Below are 18,686 nucleotides of genomic sequence, written 5' to 3'. Positions count from 1 at the left end.
TCTTTCGAAATAGACTGGACGTTTTCAGCCCTGGTGACGTCCCGGTTGTGCGTCGCGCAGTTGTGCTTTGAACGTATTGCGTAGTCGCCCGATACCTTGAACTTCACATTCAATGGTGTCGCCGTCACGAATGAATACGGGTGGAGTGCGGGCTGCGCCAATTCCTTCCGGCGTCCCGGTCAGGATGACGTCGCCGGGCAGCAACGTCAGGCCCGCCGAAATTTCAGCAATGACGCGAGCCACCGAGAAGATCTGGCGACTGGTGTGCCCCGACTGAACTACTTCTCCGTTGAGGTAGCAGGCAATTGCCAAATCCTGCGGATTGGTGATTTCATCGGCCGTCACAAGCACGGGCCCCATGGGACAGGTGCAGTCGAGGCTCTTGCCTTTGAACCACTGCGCGCCATGCGCCCGCTGCAGGTCCCGTGCACTGATGTCATTGGCAACGGTGTAGCCAAATACGTGCGACAAGGCGTCGTGCTCACTGATGTCTCGCCCGCCGGTGCCAATGATTACCGCCAGCTCCACTTCCCAGTCGAGCTTGTCGGTGTAGGACTGCTGAAGCGGAAGTGCGTCATAGGGGCCCGCGACGGTGGTAGGCAGCTTGGTGAACAAGGTGGGACGGTCGGGCAGTGGAACGTCCTGGCCTTCGCGTTTGCCCAGGCTTTCGTCGAAATGCTTGAGATAGTTCCAACCGACACACAGGATGTTGCGCGGTGGGTCGATAGGCGACACCAGCGTGAGCGTGTCCAAAGAAAGCAGAGGGCTGTCGCCTGCGACAGTGACCTCACGGAGGTGACTACGAAGCTCCTCAAAACTCGTGATCCCAGGCAAGGGCATCACCAGATTGTCGGGCTTGAGCACACCGTAGCAAGGCGCGCCCGCTTGAAGGAAACGAAGTATCCGCATCGCTTATGCAGGCAGACGTGCTTCGGCCTGGATCTCGACCAGGATTTCGGGCTTTGCGAGGCCAGAGACCTGAACCAATGCGCAGGCAGGAAAGTCGCCGGTAAAGAACTCCCTGCGGGCCTTCCACACACCTTGGTTGTGCTTCATGTCTGTCACGAAAATGGTCATGGACACGATGTCATCCATCTTGCCGTTGGCCGCTTCCATAAGGTGCTTCATTTTCTGGAAGATCACCTTGCCTTGCTCATAGCCGTCATTGCCTTGGATCGTCTGCCCGTCGTTCGCGCGTGACGTCAGGCCAGACAGGTAGACCGCGTCGCCAAAGCGCAAGCAGTTCGACCAAAGACCTTCGGCGGCTTCGGCAACGTGGGGAGAAGTGATACGGATTTTGATGGACACCAGGGGCTCCTTGAATGAAATGTTGTTGATGTGTTAGTAATATATCAGTGATATGTTTGTTTTAAATGCGGGTTTACGCTAGGTTTCAGCGAGATGCCTTTGTTGGTCACGTTCAGAAGGGTTAGCGGGTGCAGTCGCGAGGCTGTTTGCTCACGTGCCGCCCCACCATTTGTTGGCTCAGAGGCCGAGATTCCGAGAACATCTGGTCAGCGAGGAAGCCAGAAAACTGATTTGGTCGCTATGGCGCAGCGCAGTGCGGCGTTGGCGTAAACGCATTTATGCAATCTGGGCGTTGAGGCGCAGGTGCAATCGGGATAAGGTCACGGCCCAGTTGTTTGGATGGGCTAAAGCTGCTGGCGCTTTTGCGGTACGTCAGCTCAGCGTCCGTTGCGGCTGGTGACATGGGACAGTTGTGGACCCGTTTAGAACTTTCAGCCAGCATCCCCAGTGAGTGCTTTGCAGCGATTGCAGTCATCCGCTCCATACCGTCGAACGCGTACTATCGGCCAGGAGCAGTCGGTGGCAGTTGGAGATAGCAGGTGCTCAACGCCCAAGGTAAGCGGCGCCGTAGCCCGAGGGCGGAGGGCACCAACACAGGCCATGAGAATGCCGAAGGCATGGCCTGTGTTGGTGTTCGGTCGACCGACCAGTTAGGCATCACGTACATCAAGGTGATTCACTCGCTTGTTGAAAACCGAGATCCAAGCCTCGTGTTCTCGCTGCAAGCCCGCCACTAAAGCCTCAACGAGCTTATCGTCTATTGCTTCGGGCTGCCCGTGCGCGAACTGATTTCTGCATTTGTGCACCCTCTGCAGGAGTTCAGCTGTATCTGAAAAGCCTTGAGCTTTCAAATCGTTCCAGTAGTTGGTGCCGAAAAACACTCGATACGCTCGATCCACGCGAACCCCGATGCTTGAATGACGAAGCATGAAGTCCTCAACAACCCTTTCCGGAAGTTGCCGGCCTGCCGTACGATACAGTCTGTCGACTTTCGTCTCGAAGTAGGTCCAGAACGTCAGAACAACAATTGCACGAGCTGACGGACGGTGCTGCTCAACGATTCCGAGAAATCGATCCTCATCGCTCAGGGGACGAAGCCATTCCCGTTCAAGCATTCGGAGATAAACGTAGTCTTCGTATCGGCCTTCGCCTCCGGGGACAGCGTGCGCGATAGGGAACTGCCGGCCATTGGGGCCCTGGACGAACATTTCCGCGGGTGGGCTGAGCGGTTCATTGCAGGCACCGCAGACACTCCCGTTGTTTCGAATCCCCCCGCAACCACAGCGGGTGTATCCATACCAAAGCGAGTCCCATGACCAGCCACTCGGGAGCGATTCGTACCACATGGTTGATGGATATGCCCAAGTTAGAAATGACCGGCGGACAGTAGGCTGGCGAAAGCTGGCCAATAGGACGTCCACGTAGATTGCCAAGTGAGGGCTCGGCGCGACGCCCTTCCTCAAGTTTGAATCGTGGGCACTCACCATGGAAAGTTGGTCCCGTCGGGATTCATCAATCGGACGGCCTCGCCCTCAATGAGGCCGAAGGTTTGGGGAACATAGATCCGTGGGGCCGGGAAAATGTACGGCCGCTCCGCGCTGTAATACACAAGGAGCAGCACCAATAGAGCTGCGCAAGCATTCAGCACATTCTTCAGGTTTGCTTCCTTGAAGTGATTGGCCCGATGGTGCTTGACCTTATTGTTCCCGGACCACCAGTCTGGGGGTTCCGTGCAGTCTGCCAGTTGGACCATGGCTGGAAGGTCATACCGAAGCGCGGCATGGCAACTGACGACGCAACGATTATCGGCGCCACTTCGCACAGTAGGTCCTGATACTTGTGTATTGAATCAGCGTTCGCACCTGGACGAATGCGAGCGCAGACGGCCTTCGCTACCACGTCCGCTTCGGCAGCGGCGTTCATCAGCAACCTTGCCAGCTCAATCGAGTACGTCGCCTCATTCGCTTGCGAGAATTCAATCCATCGCGAAAGCGCATGCACATCCTCCTCGAGAGCTAGAAAGTAGTTTCAGTGTGCGGGGATCGCTCCGTGTTGGATCGTCACAGTCTGCCTCCCGAGCTCAAACGTAATATAGACCGCACCAGCCCGCAGGCCATATCTGGCGCTTGCGGTCGAAATTGGCGCGCAGAAAGCGCATCAAGGGGCTTGTAGCCTAGCTCTGCGGCATGTTGGTGCATATCAACACAGTACTAAATTCAGCCATGAAACCCGCCGCTCCTCCTGCGCTACACGCCACACGTTGCTGGTTCAGGTCCGTGGGGAAGTCGTTTCAAACACTATAGCTTGCGCACGCAATTAAGCCGTACATGGTCCGCTCCTCATCAGACCGCTTTGCGTGTCGTTCCTGAGAGACAGCTCATGAGATCGTTGCGTCCTTTGGACTCGGGCCTATTCGGAAGAAGCCATTGGCAAACGCAATGCCCTCGCTCACGGCGTACGTATGCTTTAGGTTCTCCATCAGTACAAAGGCGAAGATCAGTCGGCATTCGGTAGGCAATGCCTCTCGTTCGGCCTGAAGCAGGTAGTCGATGACCGCACGGCGCTATGAATCACAGCCCACTTGGTAGCTTCGCTGAATCGCGATGCCGGCAGCCTTCGTGTGTCAAAAGCTGTCTTCATCGCCTATTGCCAAGACTAAGCTGAGGGTATCGGCCCCCCTTGCCCCCTTGGAAGATCTTCTTCCAAGGGGAGTGCATGTTGTTGACTAAGAGCCGATGCCCACCCACTGCAGCAGTTTTCGCCACCAGCTTGGAAGCTTCGCATTGCGACTCTTCACATAGGCATGCAACTTTCTTTGGTCCCGAGCTCGGCCCGCAGCAATCTGGGAGTCGCTCCACCGACCTGCCCATACGACCTCGCCTTCCTGAATCAGGTAGTGAGACTTACAGGGGACTTGCCAACTTCCAATCGAAGGATGCATCGTCACCCCTTGCGGGGTTTCGAACACCTGCCACTCCGCTGGACTCAAGGGCGTACGGACTTTGTGTCCGCATCCACATGCGCAAAGATGATGCGCCGTCTCAAACTCTCGCGAGACGTACAAGACGCCAGGTGCGAGGGTTTGAGGCATAGCCACTACGTTCTGTACTTCAAATCTCATGGTCAGTTTGCCCCACGATCTTCAAGTCCGCCAGGTCGAACAGGAGATGGCTAAGTGATTCAGCCTCAGTGTAGAACCCGCGCAGTTGCTTAAAGCGCATCACCGCTAACGCAGCGTTGAAAGCATTCAGCTCCGCGATTTGCACGTTGGTCCGGTATAGATTTTCCGGACCATCATGCATTTCTGCCAAACCCTTCTCACGCATCGACTGAGCCTTTTCCGGAGGGAAGTATGTTGCGCGCAGCATGCCGCTCAACGGTCCTCCTGCCCTTTTAAGGCCCATTCCAACATCGATGAATGGAATGCCAAGACCAATCAACAGGTCAAAGATTCCGGAGCGCGAGGACCCTTTGTCGACGCAAACGAAGGCGAAGGTCACCCCCTCAAATGCGCTTGCCGAGTCGGCATCAACGTACTGCGAAACTAGCCGCACACCATCTCGAAAGCTCTCGTATCTACCCTGGTAGACGGCAGCTTTTCGGAGTCCCAACTCCTTTTCGTCAAGCTGGCCCGGGGAGCGATAGGCATTGTGGACATGAAAGTCGTCGCCATCGAATCCACGTATTTCACGCACCGGCGTCTTGACCATGTAGTCCAAGGTGTAAGCACCGGTTCCCCCCAAGCCGATGATGGCAATGATGTCACCCTGCAGCTTGTTAGAGAGATCGGAGATTTCCGCCTTGGAGGTCAGGCTGTCTTGGTAGCGAAACACGGAGGGCTCTGGCGCGTCCTCCACGGACCTGAACGTCAAAGGCTTTGCCCTATCGGGATAAACCTCCATCGCCGGTCCAGCAATGATCCCCGCGTAGCTTTCGATCTTGTCAAAGAAATTGGCAAACCCCTGGTGAACACCTCCCACAATCGGTTTGTTGGAAAAACGGCGTTGGACTACGACATCCGCGCATGCGCTGGAGAGCTGTAGTTCGTGCTTTCCAGCGTCTATCGCTGGAATCGTCAGACCATCCAACCCACAGGGGTGGGCCCCTGCGAACAGAATGGTGTGGTCTTCCTGGGTCACCAGGCCGGCGCCGTCAACGGGCACCAGCTTGGTGGCAATTGCGCCCCAGTGCAGCTCGCGATGCTGGTCGAGATATGGGATGTCCCGCAGGATCATCCAGCCACTATCGAAAGTGACTGCATAACCCGTCTCGACCAGCTTGGCGATGTCCTGGTTACGACTGACCAGTTTCCGAAACTGTGAAACGGATGCCATCTTTCACCTTCACGGAAGCGCCAGGGACCAGAATGCCCTCGGGTTTGTCGCCGTTGCCCCTGGTCCATTTCACCGAGTAGGTGATGTTCGACTGGGGGGTGTAGCTTGGAACTTCAAGCTGCACAACTTGGACAAACGAGATCGGCTCGTTTTTCGGCCAGCGGTGAGGCTTCGTTTCAACGTAGATGGTGACGAGCTTGTCGTCTTTGTCCTTGCCGCCTTTGTCATGGTCGCGGCCGTGTTCGTTCAAATTTTCGTTACTCATGGTGGATTCCACAGTTGAGCATTGGGATGTGCCTTGGCGCCGAGTAGGCATGCCTCAGCTTCTACCGGCTGACCTGGCCGGTACCAATAACGCTTGACTGGGAGTAACGGGCTATGGACAATCGCAGACGCCAATCCGGCGAGTCACAAGCTCGTCACCCCGCGGCCGAGTGCTTAGGCATTCGGTTGTTCTTATTTATGGTTGATCATTCGGCCCTCCTGTCGTTGATTGAAATCGGTTTCCGCATTCATTGCGTTACTCCGAAAAGCATGCCTTCACAGAGCCTGCCTCGCTGATCAGGCTGCTGAGCAGGCGCCAGTTTCCGGTTTCATGCCGCACGCGCCCCGCCACGATTGCCGGATGCACTCCCGCTTGCCTGGCCAACGCTCGCGCATCCTCTGCATCGTGGGTGTCACGCACCACCGCTGTGGCCCAGAGCTCTGGCGGGATCAGTGCGTCGCGCGCCCCAGCATCGGCCTCGTCCTCCTGCGCCTGCCCAATGCGTCCTTTGTCATCTAGGTTGTCAGCGATGAAGCGGCAATCGACTGTCAAGTGCCTTTGCACGTGGACCACTTCGTGTAACAACGCGAACCAGAAATTGTCGATTCGGTCGTGGCGAAGGGTCAGCCCCACAATCGGGCGGTCTCCGTCGAGCATCGCGCAGCCATCAAGGTAGGTCTTCTTGAAGGGTGCTTCGATCACCAAGCAGATGCCGTGCTGGCTCAGGTACTCCTGAGCTAACTGAGGCCCTCGATCAAAGCATGAGAGCTTCGCTAAGTCGCGCAGCCAAGTCGTTGTGATTGAGCCCTTTCTGTAGATTCCCAATGGCGGGTTGCGATGCGCCTTGTCGACGACCACAGCACGCCAGATCAGGAGCGCGTACGTGTCCATGATGCGTGCGCCGCTTTGGTGGAGTGGCGCACGCAACAATGCGGGTTCAACATCCAACTGAGCGATGCGCTGGAGAAAAGCGCGCACTTGGTCACGTGCTTTGTCGCTCTCATCGCTATCCAACAGACCTCGCTGACGCATCTCTTTCAGCGGAAACTTCTCATAAGCGTAGGTTTCCTCATCCGCCACATCGACTTCAGCTTCGTCAGCTGAGACGAGCAGCGCCTTGGCCGGGATGCCGAGTCCTTTGTGAAGTTGACGGATCATCTGCAGACTCAGAGGGCGTTTGCCAGCGAGCACTTCAGAAACCTTGGATTGGGAGCCAATGAACTGTTCGAGGTCCTTGCGGCTCAGTCCCTGCTGCTCCATCCGGAACTCGATGGCTTGCAAAGGGGTCACCGTTGGGCTGCTAAAGCGCTTGGATTCATAGCTGTCGATGACCAGTTTCAGCAGATCAAATTCAGCCTCTTCGTCAGAGCCTGGCTGAAACTCCTGGTCCATCAACTCGCCCAAACGGCTGAGCGCATTCTCAAGATCTTGCTCGCTCTTCAGTACACGAACTGTTTGAATCATGCTTTGCTCCTGATGGCGGCAGTACGGCTGACACGTCCCGCCGGTTTGGGTGTGGCGATCGCCCACACCTTGTCAATCAACAGCACCCCTTGGTTAAATTTGGCTTTCACGTGAATCTTGTACAGGCTCTTGATGTCGAAAATGACGCGGTCTGGCTGGACGACGGCGTTGGCATACCTTGCCTGGACCTCTTCGGGGCAGCTCCACTGAGCCTCCTCAGCTTCCAGCTGCCACGCGCCCAAGGGAACACGCGAGTCTTCGTGCTCTTGCGCAAAACTTTCAAGTCTGGATTTGCCGAAGATCTGCATCATTAATCCCTAGTTGGGATGCATCTTACACATCCCAACTAGGGATGCAAGCAGATTATTTGCACAGCATTTCTTTACGCCGACGAATTTGCCCGGCTGTTCGTGCTGTCGAGAAGTTTGGGTGCTGTGATTTCATCCAGTCATGCGCAATCGCTACATGGAACTCGACCAATTCGCCATCGCCCTGTTCGGCGCCCTCGCAGCCTAGCTGTCCCAGGCGCGCAGCGAGAAGCTGCGGCGCTGGGCCTGCATCTTCGGCATGCTGGGCCAGCTCGCCTGGTTTTACGCCGCATGGAAGGAGACCAATGGGGCACTTTCATTGTGAGCGTGATCTACCTGGGCGCTTGGATGCGCGGTGTCTGGAGCCACTGGATCGCCCCCCACAGGTGAGGCTGCCGCCAGGTCCGGCCATGGGCAATCAAGAGGAGCTTCTCGCGTGAAATTCGTTCACACCGCAGACCTGCACCTGGACAGCCCCATGCGTGGCCTGTCCTCCTATCCCGATGCCCCGCCGAGCGGCAGCGCACCGCGACACGCGATGCCTTTGTCTTCTGGACACATCCCGGCAAGACTGTTTAATCTGCAACACTCCTGCCGCCTATGCGGTGGTTAGTGTGTTGCATCGACCGGTTGAATCCGCCGCCTGAAGCCGACACTCGGCTCTCTGCCTCACGGGAAGGCTCCTGGTCGGAAGCAGCCCCAGATCTGGGTTTGCTCGAAAATTCCAGGTCAGATGGGTCCCGCGATGAACTCACCGCAGCTTACGCGCCTCGCCCCTCGAGGGTGAGTCCGACCTTTACTGTTACCTGCCAGTGGGCGACCGTGCCCTCGTGGATATGGCCGCGCGTTTCCACCACCTCGAACCACTGCATATTGCGCACGATCTCGCTGGCTCTGGCAATGGCCGTGTTGACGGCATCTTCTATGCCCGAAGGCGAGGAGTCCGTGAGCTCCAGGACCTTGTACACGTGCTTGGACATGGCACCTCCTGACAGTGGGCCTATTGGGCAGCCCGACCTTGGAACGAGGACGAACGGCAAACACAGTATGGTCGCATTCGACCCATTGCAGTCGCTCGCGTGTCGGGGTGCCAATCACTTGAAAGCTGCTAAGCTGGCTCGCCCAGCAACTGTCAGCATGCCATGCGTCACGAAGTTCCTCAGGAAGTCCTTGCGGTCGTAGACCAGTACTTTATCAACTATGGCAAGCGGAACATCTACGACGTGCTAGAAAAGCTTGGCGTCAGTGACGCCAGGAACAAGCTCTTCGAGTACGTTTGGGAAGTCCCAACCGGCGCGCCGATTTTCACGATCTGGGCCGAGGATGTCGGCGTTCATCCATTGAATGGCCGAATGTTCTCTGTGGAGGGGCTGGAAGAGCGGAGCACACTGATTGGCGGGGCGCTGATGAGTGCAGCACAGCTTCAACGGACCAACGACCGCCGACGTCTCATGAGCAAGATACTCACTGGACAACCCTTCATCGCGGTACTGCAGACAAATGAGCGGTCGATCGATGAACTGAAGCGCAACGAGATCTCAAAGCCTGCCCAGCGGATCAAAGACTCACCATGGCACGTCGCACGCTGGGATGAAGCACGGGAGCGGGCCATCCTCGTCAGAGGCGAGCCCGGCTGGGCTCCTAGCGACGCCGAGATCGAGCAATACCTTACGCACCGCAAGATCGTCGACCCGGACAAGCCACAGGATCTTATTACGCAACCACGCAGCGGCGAAGGCTCAGAAGAGCTGCTGTTCAGGTTTCCGGATCAGGACCATCGCGACCTAGTCGAAGCCAAATCGATGGAGAAAATGATGGACCTTTTCGTCAAAGAGGGTTTGAACCCACAAGACGTCAGCAAGTTCAACCTTGGCTACGACATCGATGTGCTAGCCGACGATGGATCAAGTGTCCTCCACGTAGAGGTTAAAGGCACAGCATCTGACCTGCCAGGGTTCTTCCTAACCCGCAACGAATGGCTCAAGGCTGGTACAGATCCCTTGTGGGAACTCGCCGTCGTTACGAACGCACTGGGCGAGTGCCAGGTCGAACGCTATGTTCGCTGGGAGGTTGAGAAGTACTTTGGCTTCGAGCCGCTGGTGTGGCGTTGTGACCTGAGGGGCGCTGACCGTTAACGCCTAACTGCTATCTGGTGAGTCGGGCCGAGCTCGCGAATTAGATACACCTGCGCGCGGCCCACGCCGTCGCCCAGAACTGGTTTGTGGCGCGGGTGCTGTCAAGAACAGCGAGACCGGTCCGCAGTTCCGCTCATAGGAGCCCGGTTTGCGCTCTGCGGTCTTGGCCACATGGTTGGCCAGCTTGGCCAAGGTCTTTGTCGGGGCGATGCCCACCCCGCAGGGAATCCCCACCCACTGCAACACCGGGCGCGAATGACGTGTGCCCGCTCGGTCACCGGTGCGTGGACCCTATTTCAAACTGCTCCACCGTGTTTGACGGCAACGAGGATTTCCTTCACGCACTCGGCACCGAAGGGGCTCTTGACCGCCACTAGCGGGGGTATGCCTTTTAGCATTGGGTGAGGCCTGCATAGCCACCGTGCAACCTCAACGGTTGACTCGAAGGTTTCGCTAGCCAACTCAATGAGTTCAAGAATCCGAAGCAGATGTTCATGCGTTTGGATGGGCATCCTAAACCTCTGTTGACCACCGTCAGGGAAGAAGTCGCCAAGGCAGCGCTCATTGAGCGTCAGTAGCGGAGGGGCTGTAAATCCCGCTCAGTGGAATTTCCACGACAAGCTTTCGATCAACGAAATTTTCCGCAACCTCGACGCGAAAACCTGCAACAAAGTCAGCGCCCGCTAGGTCGCGAAACAACAACGTGCGGGCTCCAAGCTCTGGATCTCGTGCACGCCAAATCGAACTAACCTCGCGACATGACCACCGTCCAGTGCAAGAACTCCACGGAGGTACGACACAGAGCAAACCAATCAGCCTTTCATCCGTAACATGCTCCACCCGATCTACCAGCTCAATATCAGAGGACATGCACCATGCCTCATGAAGTTCATCTTCCCCTGCATTTGTTTTGAAATTGGCGATGAACCAGGGGTGAGGGAAGGTCAAGTGGAAGGCACGCCAGTACTGCGCTCCACGCACTCCTAGAGCGGTGGGATACGGGATGGAAAGCTGGGGCAAAGTCACAAACATTGGTTCATTGGTTCCGAAAATCCGCTGAGCAAGCGCGGTTTCAGTTTGAGTTATATAAAACGCACGAATTCTGATTCAACCTTGACCTGGCTGCCTGGATTTTCGTGATGGCCATACCCCCTGTCAGTGGATAGATTCCTTTTCGGAATACGCGGCAAATTGAACTACGGTTTCAGTTCAAGGTAGCCCATGCTCAAGTCTCTACACAGTCGACAGAATGATGTTTTCCTAGGCTTGCTACGCAGCAAGCGTGAAGCACAGCGGCTCCGGCAATTGGACTTGGCGATCCGCCTCGGCCGAGGTCAAGCAACAGTCAGCAAGGTCGAACGCGGTACTCGACGTCTAGATGTCGTCGAACTCTGGTCGTGGCTAAACGCCCTGGAAATCGATTTCGTTACGTTTACAAGGGAACTTGATCAAAATCTGAAGGGCAGTCCGGTCCCGGATCCGAGGTTTCGCGCGACGAGATGCAAGGACCCGACTGACAAGCGCAGAACACGAAAAGATGCAGAGGGGAGATAGTTCTGTCGCTCTCTTCGGTCTGAGATAGCCCCGTGAATCCCCGGCCCCGTCCTGTCGCTTATCTTTGAGATAGGAGTAGGACTATGAATACGACTAGGCATACGGAATCGGTGGAGGTGATTTTGAAAGACCAGCGCCGCAGGCGCTGGTCCCTGCCCGAGAAAGCGGCGCTCGTGCGGCGTACTTATGAACCGGGTATGAGCGTGTCCCTTGTGGCGCGTCAGGAAGGCGTCGCCGCCAGCTTGCTTTTTCAGTGGCGCAAGCTTGAACGTCAAGGCGCCTTGACCGCAGTCTCCGCTGGCGAAGCTGTGGTCCCGGCGTCCGAGTTGGCGGCGGCCCGCGCCGAAATCGCCAAGCTCCAGCGCGTGCTGGGCAAGAAGACCTTGGAGAACGAAATCCTCAAGGAAGCGGTGGAGTACGCTGCCGAAAAAAAGTGGCTTGCGCGCTCGCCCTTGTTGCCCGGGGAAGACCTGTGAAGACGGTCTGCCGGACGCTGGGGTTGGCGCGCTCGCATGTGCGTGACCTGCTCGGGCGTGGTGATGACTGGACAGACGGCCGCAGCCATCGCACGCCCCGTGACGATGCCGAGTTGCTGGTCGAACTGCACCAGGAGATTGCCGAGTTACCCAGCTACGGCTACCGGCGCGCCTGTGCCTTGGTGAACCGCCAGCGAACCGCCAAGGCGCCGCCCGCGTCAATGCCAAACGCGTGTACCGCGTCATGGCTGGGGCGGGCCTGCTGTTGCCCAAGGCACCGCGCCGGCGCCAGTCCACACGCACACACGAAGGCCGCGTCGCCGTAGCGCGCAGCGACCTGCGCTGGTGCTCCGACGGCCTGGAAATCAAGTGTGACTCGGGCCAGACGGTGACGGCTACCTTCGCCAAGGACTGCTGCGACCGCGAGGTGATGGCCTGGCGTGCCTGGGAGGGCAAAGGGCTGCCGGGCGAGCCGGTGCGCGAGATGCTCATCGAAGCTGTGGAGCGGCGCTTTGGGGCGGTGGAGGCGGTCCCTGTAGGCCACGAGTTGGAGTTCCTGAGCGACAACGGGGGTGCCTACATCGCAGCAGAAACGCGGGCATTGGCACGCTCGCTGGGCCTCAAGCCCATCAACACACCCGTCTGCAGCCCGCAGAGCAACGGCATGGCCGAGAGCTTCGTGAATACCTTCAAGCGCGACTACGTGGCACGCATGGACCTGCGTGACGCGCGGACTGTGCTGGCGCAGTTGCCAGCGGCCTTCGAGCACTTCAACGAGCGGCATCCGCACTCTTCGTTGAAAATGCGCTCGCCTCGGGAGTTCAGGAGGCAGCAGGCCGCGGTGACTGACCAGGCGCTTTATTGCGAATAAGGCGGGGCCGGGAATACGGGGGCAACATCAGGTCGACTTAACTCTCATTCCGTTGCGTTTTAAATAACGTGGCTTTAAAGAGACGGCTGGGCGACGCTCTGCCGGATGCTCCCACGCGCCAAGCCTTCCCCCGCTCGCGGCCGCCCTCGCGGTGCCACGAGTTTCGACGCTGATGTTGCCGCGGCCTTTGGATCAATCGTAAGAGAGGGTCGCTTAGCTGCCGGAATATCCCAGGAGGCATTGGCGCACATGGCAAATGTCGAACGTTCGTACTACGGCCGCATTGAACGCGGCGAGAGCCAGCCGACATTGTTCGTCGTATTGAAGATCTGTTCAGCTCTTGGCACTGATAGCTGCACCATCGTAGGCTTAGTCGAAGACGCCCTTCGACGAGCAAATCGAAAAACTTCTCTGCGACGGAACTAAGCGATCTAGGCGCAGGTGTGGTGTTTTTTTCGCCAGAACCGGCTCCATGGTGTGTCCTGTTGACCGTTTGCGATTCACTTCACCCCTTTAGACCGGTCACGCTCAGGCTTGGGCAACTGAGCGTTCAACATATCCAAAGTCACGCCCTTGCGTTCGGCATTGATCGCCCAGGTCACAAATTGCTCTGTCAGGAGCCTATTCTCGGCCTCCAGCCGATCGGCCCTGGCAGTTGCACGCTCGGCCTGGGCGAGCGCTGCACGCACGCGTTCGTCACGCGGCTCGCCACGTGAGCGCGGCAAGGCGCCGCGTAATGCGTCCTTCTTCAGCGAGAAGGCATTGGCAATCTCAGGATAGTCAGCAAAGGTAAACCGCGAATAGCGATAGCCCGTCGAAGCCTCCACGGCGTCCAGCAAGAGTTCCCAAGTGAGCTTTACCTTCCATGTGTCGAGCGTCTCGAGCACGGTGGCAATACGTTCACTGGTAAGGTCCGGTGCTCTGCCCTTCTTCATGCCTGCGCCCTTCTCCGAGTGTTCTTGACGAACTTTATGGGATGAATATTGCCGGTCGTGATGAGCGGAGCGTTGGCCACGTCCAACCTGATCCGTGCCCCTACGGGCACTGCTGGATCCTCCAGAATCGACAGAAGGGCACCTACTCGCTCCAAGGTGCCGGACTGGTGCTTGACCCAGCTATCGGCGCCGTACTCCTCTTCGCTTAGAGCTGTCTTCGCCTGCTTCAACAGGTACTCCGTTTCGCTCTTGAGCAACCGAAGGTTCTTCTCCTTTTGCTCCTGTCCCTTAACGCACTCTTGCTCTTCGCAATTGATGCAGTCGCGGTACATTTGGCAGGGCTCGGCTGCAAAGTCGTGGACACACCAGCCGTACTCCGTCGTATGCGCAGCCGTAAGCCCCAGTCCCTTGAACTCGCCTCGCGCAACGAGGTTGCGCCCGACGCTCAATACGGGCTCCAGCTCGGATGTGAAGCCATCCTTCAGGGCTTGGTTTATAGGCGTTTGCACCTCTGCCGAGGTCATGTGGTCGTAAGCGCGGTTTTGCCTAACGTCTTTCCGACCTGAGAAGATGGCAATTTCGGCACTGCTCAGACCGCCGGTCTGCGCCAGCATATTCAGGTAATGGCGCAAGCTATGACTGCGCAGTTCGATAGGAGAGCCATCGTCCTCTGTGTAGTCAAATCGCTCAAAAATAGAGGCGCGATCGTCGCGAGTTCCGAAGGCGTTGGTGATCACGCCATGATCAACGCAGCTAAACATGCACAAGTACGTCGCTCTCGCTGAATGCATCTCGTTCGTGCGTATGAGCGCAATCGAGTCTCGGCACAGGAGATCCGGAGCACCGGGCACGTATGGGAACGTCTCAGGCAGCATCGCAATAACAGCGCGCTCGACGTCTGAGAATAGGAAGCCAAAGGCGCGCCCGCCAAGCGGCTGCTTGGGCAGTTTGTTGGTTATCAGCGCCCACGTGTTGGCAGCGCTCTTTGCCGTTTCATCGCCCCAAAGGACAAGGCCGATTTCTTGCTTCGTCAGGACCTGCTTGTCCCGGAGATGCGCTGCCCCTTCATGGAGGTACAACTTATTCGAATTCGCCGTGTACCAAGCAGCCAACTTTTGGGCGGGCGCCGACATGTCGATCATGTTTGCGACGGCCTTGCGGGCGATGGGGGCCATTTCCGTAGGGATCCATTTCGTCGTGTTGTCGAAGCCCTTCGACCCAGACCAGCGAAGCCCGAGCTTTCCCCGAAACTCGCCGTCCCCGTCCACAATGCAGTTGCGCCGCAGCCGAAGCACCTCGTTAATGCGCTCCGGCGCGCATAGCATCAAGGCAGTGTTGCTCGACAACATAACGTCAGCGGGCTCGATGGCTTCGTAGAAGATTTCACCGAGAGCACGGAGGGTCGCAGCGGACGGCAACTTGTCGTGGCGGGCCTGTAGTGCCTCCTTCGAGATGCGCGAACCTGCCTCTTGCGGTTTCTTGAGTCCATGGGTCCAGCGCTGCCGGAGCGTGATGAAATCTTTCGAGCGCATGAAATCAGCGATGTACTCGAGTTGCCCTGCGATTCGATATGCCGCGCTTGGACCCGCCTGCTTCCGAGCAAGCGCCACTGCACTTTCCAGTACCGTCTCATCTACAGCCGTGGGCCTCGAGCCCTTAGTGCCTTCACGCAACGCCGCTTCCAAGCATCGAAGTGCCGAGATGCGCACAGCTTGTGAAACCACTGGCCGCTTGTCGTGGAGGTACACGAGGGTGGCCTTAGCGAAGTCCAGAAACGGCGACGGAAGACTGGGCTCAGGTTCGTTTCGTCCGGAGGCTTCCAGCGTGCTGAAGATCGCCCGCACGACCTTGTTCTGCCCTTTCTGATACCCCACCTCCCAGACGTCCTTGTCGAACTGCGCCGCAGCGTTCAGGACAGACGAGCTCTTGCACAGTTCGACGAAAACCGCGACGTTGGCAATAGGCTCCAGTTCGACCCGAGGCGTGAAATTGAGAACGGCGGCGCTCATGACGTGGCCTCAACGCTCGCTCCGGCGCGCTGTTGCCAAATTTGTGCACAGAGGGCGACAACTTCTACGACCGCCTGAATCGGCTCATCATTCACCGCCGCCATGCGCTCGTCGGCTGACCATTTTTCGCGCTCGGATTGCAGGCGTTGAAGCACCTTCTCATGAGGAGCGTCAAGCCAAGGTTCGAACCGGAAGCAGGTATAGCAGGCCACCGGCTTGTTGAATGCGCAGCCGCCGCCTTTGCCCGCGCAACTGCCCACGGGCGCAGATGACACGCGGAAGTCGATGATGCGGCTGCCGGGTGCACCCTTGTGGGTGCTGTGCTCTTCATCCTCGACCACTCGCCCTTGAAACGCTTGGGCGAGCGGCGCGAGCATCGTCCCCATTGCCCTGTCGATGTTCTCCACGACCTTAGGCGAGGCTGCAACATACACCTCGACGTGCTGTAGGTCAGAATGGCCAAGACGGTTCGCTATCAGCACTCTGCTTGCTCCTTCCTCGGCCATTCGCGTTCCGAACGTGTATCGGAACCGTTTGGGCGCAACAGGTAACGGTGCGAAGTCGAGCCTAGCCGTCGGAGGAGCAACTTCAGCCACGAGCTGGACAAACCAGCTCGAAAGTTGTCTTGGAAGACAGTGCCCATAGAACAAGTCGTCGACCGATCGAATGTTCTTTCGAGGCCCGACAGGCATGATCAAGGAGGCAGGAAATAACGGCGACTGGTCATCATGGTCCATTTCACGCAGCGAGACGATGTAGTCGGACATGAGACGAGCAGTTTGAGGGCTGATGTCGAACGCAAGGAAGCTTGTCCGCATGTGCTGCTCACGAGTTTTCGCTTGCGGCAGGTTGAGGACGGCTGAGGCGCTATCAAAATCGCAGATCTTCAGAGAAGCATACTGGGAGATGCGACCGCCAGAGGCGAGGAGAAGCCTTGTTAGCAGGAGTGTCCACAAGGGGAGCTCTCCGCGCCCGTACGCGGCGTTCACGGCCGAGTGGAGGGCGGTGTACTCGTCCTCGCTGAGAGGTCCTCTAACAGGGTCACGCGTTCTAACGGGCTCCCCCCTCTTGCCGCCAGGTATGCGACGTTCCAGCAAGTACGTCTCACACTTCGCGTCAACTCCCGGGAGGCCAAGCTGCAGCCACTTTCGAAGCAGCACGCTGAGCGTGCTCACTCGCCACCTCCTATCAACAGGCAGGTGAGCCAAATAGTTAGAAATGTGTTGGGGAGTGATCACTCCCTCAAGTCCCCTTCCAGTCATGATCGCGAAACTACAGAACCCGTTGTTTAGACACAAGAGATATCCGGAGGAATGTCTCTTCAAGAATGGAACCAGCGTTTGCTTCAGGAAAGGAACGAGGGTTCTGAATCCACTGTCATACCGTCCGAAGTCAATTCGCGCGTGGAACGGGCCGTCGGTCCATTCCCAGACATCATTCCTCGGGTCAATGCTTGAGCCCGTACGAGTGAAGACGCACTCCGGTAGCGTGACGGCAAGTGCGGTTGATGAGCAAGGCTCAGTTGCTAGGGCCATCGAGTTGCTCTTGTAGTTTCAGAGCGATTGCACGACCTTTTCGGCTCGTGTGACGTCGCGTGTAATCTGCGCCGGACTTTGAGTCATCGGTCCAGCCCTGTTGTTCATTCCGGGCCCTTTCTTCGACGACTTCAGCCAGCCCCATTTTTTCGGCTTGCTCGGAGAATCGCTCGTTCCATGTGTGCCGCATTACGTGGCTCGTGAGCGTGACCGGCAAACCTGGGCAAGCCTCGCGAATCTGCGCAAACATTTTGTCGACGCTCTTCGCGGACAAGGGCTGTCCGTCATCCGCGACGATGAGCTGCGGATACTTGCGGGCGGCTTTGATCTTGTTTCTGTTGTTCCTGATGTAGCTCCAGACAGCCCTCATGATGGTCGGTCGCAGCTCCAGTATTCGGTCGTTTGTCTTGGTGTTGGCCTGGATGAGACGAGGGTCTTCGGCTGCATCGGCTCGTCGAAGAATGCGCAACTGAGGCAGCCTGTGATCGAGGTCACCGATCTGCAGGCCGAGCAGTTCGCCACGACGCATGCCGGTGGCGAGCAGGAGCACGACTATCAACCAGTTCCGCAGTCGGACGAACCCTCGCTCCCACGGGTTGTCTGGGGAATCTGGGTGAACGATTGCAAGTAGCTTTTCTTGGTCTTCCTTCGACAGCCCTTCCCGCGCGCCAATCTTGGCTCTCTTGGAAACTTTAGGAATTTGGGCTTGGAACGCCTTGAGCACCTGAGCACTTTCAGCCGCAAGTTCTTTTCGCTGAGGCGACGGCAGCGTGGCGCCATAGTAGTCTGAGAGGAACCCAAAGTAGTCTGCCATGTACCGGATACGAGACGCCTGGTTGGCCGCATCAACCCCCTTGACTTCATCGCCAACACTCTTGCGGCGCATGCGTATTTTCTTGATGTCAACTACGTTGGGTCGACTGGGCGAATCGACATCCTCGTAGGACAGGTCCGCCGCTCGATACTGCGCAGCATCTGCCAAGCGATTGACTTCCGGCACCGTCAGAAATTGACCATGCCTCAAACGTTCGAGCAGCGGGATGCCGGCCTTGTCCAGCTCCCGATAGAGCAACGCCATGGTCGTGCACACAGCGTGAATGGTGTTGGCCGCTCGCCCACGCTTGCGGAACCTTGCCAAGTACAGAGTCACTTCGTGAACCGGTAACCCTCCAGGTCGACTCAAAACGGAGAAACGCTCCCCGTTCCGAAACCGTACGCGCCTTGCTACAAACTTGGCCATTTACCCACCATTTTCATTAAGTAGTAGTTGAGCTTAAGCACAACAAGACCACAAAATCAAAGTGTGGGCAAGAAAAAAGCCCGTCTCCTCTCGGAGAACGGGCTCGGTATCAACAAGAACGCAATGAAGTTCGTTTTAGAACGGGATGTCGTCGTCCATGTCGTCAAACCCCGACGCCGCGCGCGGGGGCGGGGCCATGGGCGCGGGGGCGGGACGGGATGCGGGCGCGGCGGCGGGGCGCGCGGCGGGCGC

General features: G+C 57.6%; 17 protein-coding genes and 4 pseudogenes. 5 read left to right on the top strand and 16 right to left on the bottom strand.

Translation table 11 applies throughout. The annotated features are described in order from the left end of the window. Positions 1-24: 24 nt before the first annotated feature. The 8 genes from B2J86_RS08830 to B2J86_RS08800 all read right to left on the bottom strand — a co-directional run bounded on the left by B2J86_RS08830 (position 25) and on the right by B2J86_RS08800 (position 7,679). Positions 25-864: a fumarylacetoacetate hydrolase family protein gene (locus B2J86_RS08830; protein ID WP_371736327.1), complete on the bottom strand. Its 840-nt coding sequence runs from the start codon at positions 862-864 to the stop codon at positions 25-27. Between the two features lie 48 nt (positions 865-912). Further along, positions 913-1,308: a RidA family protein gene (locus B2J86_RS08825; RefSeq protein ID WP_173025268.1), complete on the bottom strand. Its 396-nt coding sequence runs from the start codon at positions 1,306-1,308 to the stop codon at positions 913-915. Positions 1,309-1,958: 650 nt separating this feature from the next. Beyond that, the gene (locus B2J86_RS08820; protein ID WP_173025267.1) at positions 1,959-2,423 is read right to left on the bottom strand and encodes a hypothetical protein; all 465 of its coding nucleotides are present in this window, start codon (positions 2,421-2,423) and stop codon (positions 1,959-1,961) included. Positions 2,424-4,033: 1,610 nt separating this feature from the next. Beyond that, entirely contained in the window at positions 4,034-4,399 is a 366-nt protein-coding gene (locus tag B2J86_RS18390; RefSeq protein ID WP_371736355.1) for a DUF6527 family protein, read from the bottom strand. Between the two features lie 19 nt (positions 4,400-4,418). Further along, complete coding sequence (locus tag B2J86_RS08815; RefSeq protein WP_173025266.1) at positions 4,419-5,642, bottom strand: ThiF family adenylyltransferase; 1,224 nt, start codon at positions 5,640-5,642, stop codon at positions 4,419-4,421. After that, complete coding sequence (locus B2J86_RS08810) at positions 5,602-5,907, bottom strand: multiubiquitin domain-containing protein (protein ID WP_173025265.1); 306 nt, start codon at positions 5,905-5,907, stop codon at positions 5,602-5,604. Before B2J86_RS08810 ends, B2J86_RS08815 begins: the two co-directional genes overlap by 41 nt. A gap of 255 nt (positions 5,908-6,162) precedes the next feature. After that, positions 6,163-7,371 carry a helix-turn-helix domain-containing protein gene (locus tag B2J86_RS08805; protein ID WP_173025264.1) on the bottom strand — a complete coding sequence of 403 codons (1,209 nt, stop codon included), beginning with the start codon at positions 7,369-7,371 and terminating at the stop codon, positions 6,163-6,165. Then, complete coding sequence (locus tag B2J86_RS08800) at positions 7,368-7,679, bottom strand: type II toxin-antitoxin system HigB family toxin (protein ID WP_216842335.1); 312 nt, start codon at positions 7,677-7,679, stop codon at positions 7,368-7,370. Before B2J86_RS08800 ends, B2J86_RS08805 begins: the two co-directional genes overlap by 4 nt. A 208-nt stretch (positions 7,680-7,887) precedes the next feature. Here B2J86_RS08800 and B2J86_RS18145 point away from each other — a divergent pair. After that, positions 7,888-8,069: pseudogene (locus B2J86_RS18145) on the top strand (hypothetical protein). A 371-nt stretch (positions 8,070-8,440) separates the two neighbouring features. On the opposite strand, the gene B2J86_RS08795 reads toward B2J86_RS18145, so the two are convergent. Next, entirely contained in the window at positions 8,441-8,659 is a 219-nt protein-coding gene (locus B2J86_RS08795) for a dodecin (RefSeq protein ID WP_173025262.1), read from the bottom strand. 162 nt (positions 8,660-8,821) lie between these two features. On the opposite strand from B2J86_RS08795, the gene B2J86_RS08790 reads away from it, so the two are divergent. Continuing rightward, positions 8,822-9,814, top strand: coding sequence for a DUF3883 domain-containing protein (locus B2J86_RS08790; RefSeq protein WP_216842334.1), 993 nt, complete (start codon positions 8,822-8,824; stop codon positions 9,812-9,814). A gap of 135 nt (positions 9,815-9,949) precedes the next feature. Here the strand turns inward: B2J86_RS08790 and B2J86_RS18140 are convergent. Together B2J86_RS18140 and B2J86_RS18385 are read right to left on the bottom strand one after the other, a co-directional pair. Beyond that, positions 9,950-10,092: pseudogene (locus B2J86_RS18140) on the bottom strand (DNA polymerase V subunit UmuC); the annotation flags it as partial. Positions 10,093-10,110: 18 nt separating this feature from the next. Next, positions 10,111-10,326 (bottom strand): MbcA/ParS/Xre antitoxin family protein, encoded by a 216-nt coding sequence (locus tag B2J86_RS18385; protein WP_173025261.1) that lies wholly within the window; start codon positions 10,324-10,326, stop codon positions 10,111-10,113. A 709-nt stretch (positions 10,327-11,035) separates the two neighbouring features. Here B2J86_RS18385 and B2J86_RS08780 point away from each other — a divergent pair. The 3 genes and pseudogenes from B2J86_RS08780 to B2J86_RS08770 all read left to right on the top strand — a co-directional run bounded on the left by B2J86_RS08780 (position 11,036) and on the right by B2J86_RS08770 (position 13,141). Next, positions 11,036-11,368: a helix-turn-helix domain-containing protein gene (locus B2J86_RS08780; protein ID WP_173025260.1), complete on the top strand. Its 333-nt coding sequence runs from the start codon at positions 11,036-11,038 to the stop codon at positions 11,366-11,368. A gap of 83 nt (positions 11,369-11,451) precedes the next feature. Then, positions 11,452-12,715, top strand: a pseudogene (locus tag B2J86_RS08775) (IS3 family transposase). 105 nt (positions 12,716-12,820) lie between these two features. Further along, positions 12,821-13,141, top strand: a complete 321-nt coding sequence (locus B2J86_RS08770; protein ID WP_173025259.1) for a helix-turn-helix transcriptional regulator — start codon at positions 12,821-12,823, stop codon at positions 13,139-13,141. A 74-nt stretch (positions 13,142-13,215) separates the two neighbouring features. On the opposite strand, the gene B2J86_RS08765 is transcribed toward B2J86_RS08770, so the two are convergent. The 5 genes and pseudogenes from B2J86_RS08765 to B2J86_RS18135 form a co-directional block, all read right to left on the bottom strand. Beyond that, positions 13,216-13,650 (bottom strand): hypothetical protein, encoded by a 435-nt coding sequence (locus tag B2J86_RS08765; protein WP_173025258.1) that lies wholly within the window; start codon positions 13,648-13,650, stop codon positions 13,216-13,218. Further along, positions 13,647-15,659 (bottom strand): integrase, encoded by a 2,013-nt coding sequence (locus B2J86_RS08760; RefSeq protein WP_173025257.1) that lies wholly within the window; start codon positions 15,657-15,659, stop codon positions 13,647-13,649. The genes B2J86_RS08765 and B2J86_RS08760 overlap by 4 nt, the downstream gene beginning before the upstream one ends. Then, positions 15,656-17,194, bottom strand: a complete 1,539-nt coding sequence (locus B2J86_RS08755) for a site-specific integrase (protein ID WP_173025256.1) — start codon at positions 17,192-17,194, stop codon at positions 15,656-15,658. The genes B2J86_RS08760 and B2J86_RS08755 overlap by 4 nt, the downstream gene beginning before the upstream one ends. After that, a complete protein-coding gene (locus B2J86_RS08750) occupies positions 17,178-18,272 on the bottom strand; it encodes a site-specific integrase (protein WP_254068018.1) in 1,095 nt (364 codons plus the stop codon). The genes B2J86_RS08755 and B2J86_RS08750 overlap by 17 nt, the downstream gene beginning before the upstream one ends. Positions 18,273-18,569: 297 nt before the next feature. Further along, positions 18,570-18,686: pseudogene (locus tag B2J86_RS18135) on the bottom strand (single-stranded DNA-binding protein); the annotation flags it as partial.

Origin of the sequence: Acidovorax sp. SRB_14 (assembly GCF_012932145.1) — a bacterium.
Lineage (GTDB): Bacteria > Pseudomonadota > Gammaproteobacteria > Burkholderiales > Burkholderiaceae_C > Simplicispira.
Note: the sequence above shows the minus strand (reverse complement) of the source record. Positions and strands in the feature narration are given on the sequence as shown.

What these genes read in the sequence shown, in the direction of transcription:
- B2J86_RS08820 (WP_173025267.1), bottom strand. Translation starts at nt 2,423, where the DNA reads ATGCTTGAACGGGAATGGCTTCGTCCCCTGAGCGATGAGGATCGATTT.
- B2J86_RS18390 (WP_371736355.1), bottom strand. Translation starts at nt 4,399, where the DNA reads ATGCCTCAAACCCTCGCACCTGGCGTCTTGTACGTCTCGCGAGAGTTT.
- B2J86_RS08815 (WP_173025266.1), bottom strand. Translation starts at nt 5,642, where the DNA reads ATGGCATCCGTTTCACAGTTTCGGAAACTGGTCAGTCGTAACCAGGAC.
- B2J86_RS08810 (WP_173025265.1), bottom strand. Translation starts at nt 5,907, where the DNA reads ATGAGTAACGAAAATTTGAACGAACACGGCCGCGACCATGACAAAGGC.
- B2J86_RS08805 (WP_173025264.1), bottom strand. Translation starts at nt 7,371, where the DNA reads ATGATTCAAACAGTTCGTGTACTGAAGAGCGAGCAAGATCTTGAGAAT.
- B2J86_RS08800 (WP_216842335.1), bottom strand. Translation starts at nt 7,679, where the DNA reads ATGCAGATCTTCGGCAAATCCAGACTTGAAAGTTTTGCGCAAGAGCAC.
- B2J86_RS08795 (WP_173025262.1), bottom strand. Translation starts at nt 8,659, where the DNA reads ATGTCCAAGCACGTGTACAAGGTCCTGGAGCTCACGGACTCCTCGCCT.
- B2J86_RS08790 (WP_216842334.1), top strand. Translation starts at nt 8,822, where the DNA reads ATGCGTCACGAAGTTCCTCAGGAAGTCCTTGCGGTCGTAGACCAGTAC.
- B2J86_RS18385 (WP_173025261.1), bottom strand. Translation starts at nt 10,326, where the DNA reads ATGCCCATCCAAACGCATGAACATCTGCTTCGGATTCTTGAACTCATT.
- B2J86_RS08780 (WP_173025260.1), top strand. Translation starts at nt 11,036, where the DNA reads ATGCTCAAGTCTCTACACAGTCGACAGAATGATGTTTTCCTAGGCTTG.
- B2J86_RS08770 (WP_173025259.1), top strand. Translation starts at nt 12,821, where the DNA reads ATGCTCCCACGCGCCAAGCCTTCCCCCGCTCGCGGCCGCCCTCGCGGT.
- B2J86_RS08765 (WP_173025258.1), bottom strand. Translation starts at nt 13,650, where the DNA reads ATGAAGAAGGGCAGAGCACCGGACCTTACCAGTGAACGTATTGCCACC.
- B2J86_RS08760 (WP_173025257.1), bottom strand. Translation starts at nt 15,659, where the DNA reads ATGAGCGCCGCCGTTCTCAATTTCACGCCTCGGGTCGAACTGGAGCCT.
- B2J86_RS08755 (WP_173025256.1), bottom strand. Translation starts at nt 17,194, where the DNA reads ATGGCCCTAGCAACTGAGCCTTGCTCATCAACCGCACTTGCCGTCACG.
- B2J86_RS08750 (WP_254068018.1), bottom strand. Translation starts at nt 18,272, where the DNA reads ATGGCGTTGCTCTATCGGGAGCTGGACAAGGCCGGCATCCCGCTGCTC.